General features: G+C 66.1%; 7 protein-coding genes. 5 read left to right on the top strand and 2 right to left on the bottom strand.

Annotation, left to right across the window (positions count from 1 at the left end; translation table 11 throughout):
* The 4 genes from VKZ87_RS03700 to VKZ87_RS03685 all read left to right on the top strand — a co-directional run.
* On the top strand, nt 1–112 hold a 112-nt coding region (locus tag VKZ87_RS03700; protein ID WP_324219901.1), incomplete at its 5' end, for an aconitase family protein.
* An 18-nt stretch (nt 113–130) separates the two neighbouring features.
* Nucleotides 131–760, top strand: a complete 630-nt coding sequence (leuD, locus tag VKZ87_RS03695) for a 3-isopropylmalate dehydratase small subunit (RefSeq protein WP_324219900.1) — start codon at nt 131–133, stop codon at nt 758–760.
* Between the two features lie 128 nt (nt 761–888).
* Entirely contained in the window at nt 889–2,001 is a 1,113-nt protein-coding gene (gene leuB, locus VKZ87_RS03690) for a 3-isopropylmalate dehydrogenase (RefSeq protein ID WP_324219899.1), read from the top strand.
* A gap of 112 nt (nt 2,002–2,113) precedes the next feature.
* Entirely contained in the window at nt 2,114–2,731 is a 618-nt protein-coding gene (locus VKZ87_RS03685; RefSeq protein WP_324219898.1) for a glutathione S-transferase family protein, read from the top strand.
* Here VKZ87_RS03685 and VKZ87_RS03680 read toward each other — a convergent pair.
* Nucleotides 2,728–3,237, bottom strand: coding sequence for a 2'-5' RNA ligase family protein (locus tag VKZ87_RS03680; RefSeq protein ID WP_324219897.1), 510 nt, complete (start codon nt 3,235–3,237; stop codon nt 2,728–2,730). The two genes, VKZ87_RS03685 and VKZ87_RS03680, sit on opposite strands and share 4 nt — an antisense overlap.
* A gap of 20 nt (nt 3,238–3,257) precedes the next feature.
* Here VKZ87_RS03680 and VKZ87_RS03675 point away from each other — a divergent pair, with 20 nt between their 5' ends.
* Nucleotides 3,258–3,893: a LysE family translocator gene (locus VKZ87_RS03675; protein ID WP_324219896.1), complete on the top strand. Its 636-nt coding sequence runs from the start codon at nt 3,258–3,260 to the stop codon at nt 3,891–3,893.
* Between the two features lie 40 nt (nt 3,894–3,933).
* Here VKZ87_RS03675 and VKZ87_RS03670 read toward each other — a convergent pair whose 3' ends face one another.
* The gene (locus VKZ87_RS03670) at nt 3,934–4,539 is read right to left on the bottom strand and encodes a 2-hydroxychromene-2-carboxylate isomerase (RefSeq protein ID WP_324219895.1); all 606 of its coding nucleotides are present in this window, start codon (nt 4,537–4,539) and stop codon (nt 3,934–3,936) included.
* Nucleotides 4,540–4,772: the final 233 nt, after the last annotated feature.

Here is a 4,772-nt window from a genome sequence, read left to right as displayed (position 1 = left end):
CAATTTCGAGGGCCGTCAGGGCCCGCGCGGCCGCACCCATCTGATGAGCCCGGCAATGGCGGCTGCCGCCGCCGTCACCGGCAAGCTCGCCGACGTGCGCAAGTTCATCTGAGCCGGGAGAGGACAGATCATGGAAAAGTTTACCACTCTCACCGCCGTCGCGGCGCCGCTGCCGATGATCAACGTCGACACCGACATGATCATCCCCAAGCAGTTCCTGAAGACCGTCGAGCGCACCGGCCTGGCCAAGGGCCTGTTCTTCGAACTGCGCGAGGACAAGAACGGCAATCCGGTGCCGGACTTCTTCATGAACCAGCCGCAGTACAAGAACGCGCAGATCCTCATTGCCGGCGACAATTTCGGCTGCGGCTCGTCGCGCGAACACGCCCCCTGGGCGCTGCTCGACTACGGCATCCGCTGCGTGATCGCGCCGAACTTCGCCGACATCTTCTACAATAACTGCTTCCAGAACGGCATCCTGCCGATCAAGCTGCCGCAGGAAGACGTCGACAAGCTGATGGAAGACGCGAAAAGCGGCCATAACGCCCGCATCACCGTCAACCTCGAGAAGCAGGAAATCAGCCGCCCCGACGGCAGCGTCATCAGGTTCGAGATCGACGCTTTCCGGAAGCATTGCCTGCTCAACGGTCTCGACAATATCGGCCTGACCCTGGAGAAGAAGGCGAAGATCGACAGCTTCGAAACCAAGCAGCAGGGCACCCAGCCCTGGCTCTACGCCGAAGCCGGCCGGACGGCCTGACACTCAATTCGTCACCCTCGGCGCAAGCCGAGGGTCCATTCCCACTACCCGCCTAACGGGGCCGTCGGCTGGATGCTCGGGCTTCACCCCAGCATGACGACGGAGGAAATCTAGAAGGACACGAGAAAATGGCATCCAACCGCACCATGCTGATGCTGCCCGGCGACGGAATCGGGCCCGAGGTGATGGGCGAAGTGCGCCGGGTCATCGAATGGATGGACAAGCGCCGGCATGTCTCCTTCGACGTGAAGGAAGATCTCGTCGGCGGCGCCGCCTACGACAAGCATGGCACGCCGCTGCATGACAACACCATGCAGGCGGCGCTGGATTGCGGCGTGGTGCTGCTGGGTGCCGTGGGCGGTCCGAAATGGGACAACCTGCCCTTCGACAAGAAGCCCGAACGCGGCCTGCTGCGCCTGCGCAAGGAAATGGACCTGTTCGCCAACCTGCGCCCGGCGAAATGCTTCGACGCGCTGGTGGAGGCGAGCTCGCTGAAGCCCGAGCTGGTCGCCGGCCTCGACATCATGATCGTGCGCGAGCTCACCGGCGGCGTCTATTTCGGCCAGCCGCGTGGCATCGAGACCCTGCCGAACGGCGAGCGCCGCGGCATCAACACCCAGGTCTACACCACCAGCGAAATCCGCCGCGTCGCCGCCGTGGCCTTCGAGTTGGCCCGCAAGCGCAGCAACAAGGTCACATCGCTGGAAAAGGCGAACGTGATGGAATCCGGGGTGCTGTGGCGCGAGGAGGTCACCAGGCTGCACCAGGAGCAGTTCAGCGACGTGCAGCTCGAGCACATGTATGCCGATAACGGCGCCATGCAGCTGGTGCGCAACCCCAAGCAGTTCGACGTCATGGTCACCGACAACCTGTTCGGTGACATCCTGTCGGACGAAGCGGCGATGCTGACCGGCTCGCTTGGCATGCTGCCCTCGGCCTCGATCGGTGCCGCCGATCCCAGCACCGGCCGCCGCATGGCCCTGTTCGAGCCGGTGCATGGTTCGGCGCCGGACATCAGCGGCAAGGGCATCGCCAACCCGCTCGCCACCATCCAGAGCTTCTCGATGGCGCTGCGCTATGCCTTCGATCTGGCCGAGGATGCCGACCTGATCGACCGGGCCGCCGAGAATGTGCTGCGTGCCGGCGTGCGCACCGCCGATCTCATGGGCGGCACCACCAAGGTCGGCACCAGCGGCATGGGCGATGCGCTGCTGAAGGAGCTCGACAAGCTGGCGGCGTAACGCCGCACCATTCCTGCTGACGGAAGGGCCGGGGCAACGCTCCGGCCCTTTTTTATTCCTCTTGCATGCGGACACGGCTTTGGGGAGTGTTTGGCAACACGGAGGAACCTGAATGCTGACCCTGATCGGCCGCAACCTGTCGCCCTATTCGCGCCGCGTCGCCATCGCCATGACGCTGCTGGATGTGCCGCATCACCGCGAATACCTCTCGGTCACCGCCGATCCCGAGCGCGGCCTGGAGGTCAACCCGGTCGGGCGCGTACCGGTGCTGCAGCTGGAGGACGGCGAACGGCTGATCGAGTCCGGTGCCATTCTCGACTATCTGATGGAGCTGGTCGGCCCGGCGAAAAGCCTGATCCCGCCCCATGGCCGCGCGCGGCGCGACTGCCTGCAGCTGATGGCGATTGCCAGCGGCGTGCTCGACAAGGCGGTGGCGGCGATCTACGAGATGCGCCGGCGCCCGGCCGAGAAGGTGCATGAACCCTGGCGGCAGCATCTGCTGCGGCAGGCCAGCGGCGGCCTTGCCGCACTGGAGACGCATTGCCATGACGGCTGGCTGGTCGGCGACCGCATCGGCATGGCCGACATCACCGCTGCCGTCATGGTGACCTTCCTGCGGGTAATGCTGCCGGAAACCGTGCCGGCCGGCCTCTATCCGAAGCTCTACGCCCTCACCGAACGCTGCGAGGCGATGCCGGCCTTCCAGGCACACAAGCTGGAAACGCCCTAAGCCTGCGCCAGGGCGTAGCACGCCTCCTGCCGGATGGCGCCCTGCCGCAGGCGCAGCAGTTCCAGCGCCGCAACACGCCCGCGCAGCGGTGACGTGAAAGGCCCCAGCTGGCGCTCCAGCGCCCTGGCGCAGTAGACCGCGCCGAAGCGGCTGATCGTCAGATGCGGCACATATTCACCACCCGCACCGGTCATCGCGCGATGCAGGGCGTCCAGCCTCATGCCGCTCTCCGCATCGGGCAGCAGCACGTTGAGGAAGCGGTATTTCGGCTGGTGCGGATCCTCCATGCGGCCCAGCCGATCGAAGGCGACCGCGAAGGGCGCCGTACCAATCGCGAGCATCTGCAGCCGGGACCGCAGGGTCGCCTCGTCCTCCACGGCGACCGGAAACATCAGCGTGACATGCGGCCCGACCCGGTCCTGCAGTGGATCATGGGCGGCGCGGATCGCCGCCAGCCAGGCGGCGCCGGCAGGATCGAAGGCGGGAGTCGCAATGACGGCCAGCATCGGTTTAAGCTTAGCCCGCTATGGATGCCTCCCTCTACCTTGCCGCGGCGCTTGCCGGCGCCGCCTATACGCTCACGCCGGGCCCGGCTTTTCTCGCTCTGCTCGGCATCGGCGCCGGCCAGGGCCGCCGGGCCGGCTTCAGCTTTCTGGCCGGCCATTTCGCCGGCGACATCATCTGGGGCGCGCTGGCGCTGGTGGCTATCATCGGCTCGGCCAGCCTGGGCACCTTCGTCTTCGACCTGCTGGGCGTGATCTGCGGCTGCTACCTGATGCTGCTCGGCTGGCGCGCCGTCACCGTGAAGCGCACGGCCGATGGCAAACTGACCACCGGCATCGCCCGCCCCCTGCGGCGCGGCATCGCCTTCGGCCTGACCAATCCCAAAAGCTATGCCGTGGCCATCGCCATGTTCACCGCCCTGCTGGCGGCGCATTCGGCGCAGCTGAGCTGGATGAGCCTGCCGCCCCTGCTGCTCGCCGCCTGCGCCGGCTTCATCATCGGCGATGCGATCCTGCTCTATGTGATCGGCGCCGCGCCGGTGCGCCGGCTCTACCGCCGCCACGAGCTCTGGGTAACGCGGATTTCCGGCGTGATCTTCCTCGGCTTCGCCGTCCAGGCTTTGTGGCAGTCGGTGCCGGGGCTGCTGCGACGGGCATAGGCGCCGTCAAGCCGGGCTTGTTCTGACGATGATATGATTATCACTGTCGCCGCAGCGCCGCGCGCACCAGCGGCAGGCGGTCGTTGCCGAAATACATGTCGCTGCCGTTGATGAAGATGGTCGGCGAGCCGAAGCCACCCCGGGCGATCACCTCGTCGGTATTGGCTTTCAGCTGCGCCTTGATGGCCGGATCGCCGGTTGCCTGCAGCATGGCTGCGCCATCCAGGCCGGCACGCCCGGCCGCTTCCAGCAGCACGTCGTCCTGGCTGATGTCGCGGTCCTCGCCCCAGTAGAGTTCGAACAGGGCGGTCGCCAGCGCGACCTCCTTCCCCTCAACCTTCGCCCAAAGGCAGCCGCGCAGGGCCTTCACGGAATTGACCGGAAACACCTTCGGCGGGAAGACGATCTTCAGGCCGGCCTGCCGCGCCCAGTCCTGCAGATCTTTCAGCATGTAAGCCGCCTTGGCCGGCACCGGCGTCTCGCGCTGCTGGTAGACGCTGGGATTGACGCTGTTGAACACGCCGCCGACCAGGAACGGCCGCCACTCGATCTCGGCGCCCTCTTCCCGCGCCAGCGGCTGGATATTGGTGAAGGCCAGATAGGTCCAGGGGCTGGAGACGTCGTAGAAGAATTCGATCCGCTTCATGGTCCGGCCCTCCCTTTTCATGGTCCGACCGGAGCATAGGGTCACTGCCGCGGCGTCAGGCAAGCCGGGAATCCAGGACTGGTGACCCGCATGCGCCCGAACCTGCTGCAATTGCGACAATTTCGCGCTTGCCAGCCGGGGAATCCGGCCCTAATTTCCGCCTCGCCTGCCGGGTGCTGACCTGCCGGGCACCAACATTCGTCTCGTGTCACTGATGTCCGCCGGGTGTCGAC

This window comes from Ferrovibrio sp. (assembly GCF_035304305.1).
Classification (GTDB): domain Bacteria; phylum Pseudomonadota; class Alphaproteobacteria; order Ferrovibrionales; family Ferrovibrionaceae; genus Ferrovibrio.
The sequence above is the reverse complement of the archived record's forward strand: the minus strand, read 5'-3'. Positions and strand labels throughout refer to the sequence as shown.

Excerpts from the sequence above, each read along its gene's own strand:
- VKZ87_RS03675 (WP_324219896.1), top strand. The coding sequence starts at position 3,258 with ATGGATGCCTCCCTCTACCTTGCCGCGGCGCTTGCCGGCGCCGCCTAT.
- leuB (WP_324219899.1), top strand. The coding sequence starts at position 889 with ATGGCATCCAACCGCACCATGCTGATGCTGCCCGGCGACGGAATCGGG.
- VKZ87_RS03670 (WP_324219895.1), bottom strand. The coding sequence starts at position 4,539 with ATGAAGCGGATCGAATTCTTCTACGACGTCTCCAGCCCCTGGACCTAT.
- VKZ87_RS03680 (WP_324219897.1), bottom strand. The coding sequence starts at position 3,237 with ATGCTGGCCGTCATTGCGACTCCCGCCTTCGATCCTGCCGGCGCCGCC.
- leuD (WP_324219900.1), top strand. The coding sequence starts at position 131 with ATGGAAAAGTTTACCACTCTCACCGCCGTCGCGGCGCCGCTGCCGATG.
- VKZ87_RS03685 (WP_324219898.1), top strand. The coding sequence starts at position 2,114 with ATGCTGACCCTGATCGGCCGCAACCTGTCGCCCTATTCGCGCCGCGTC.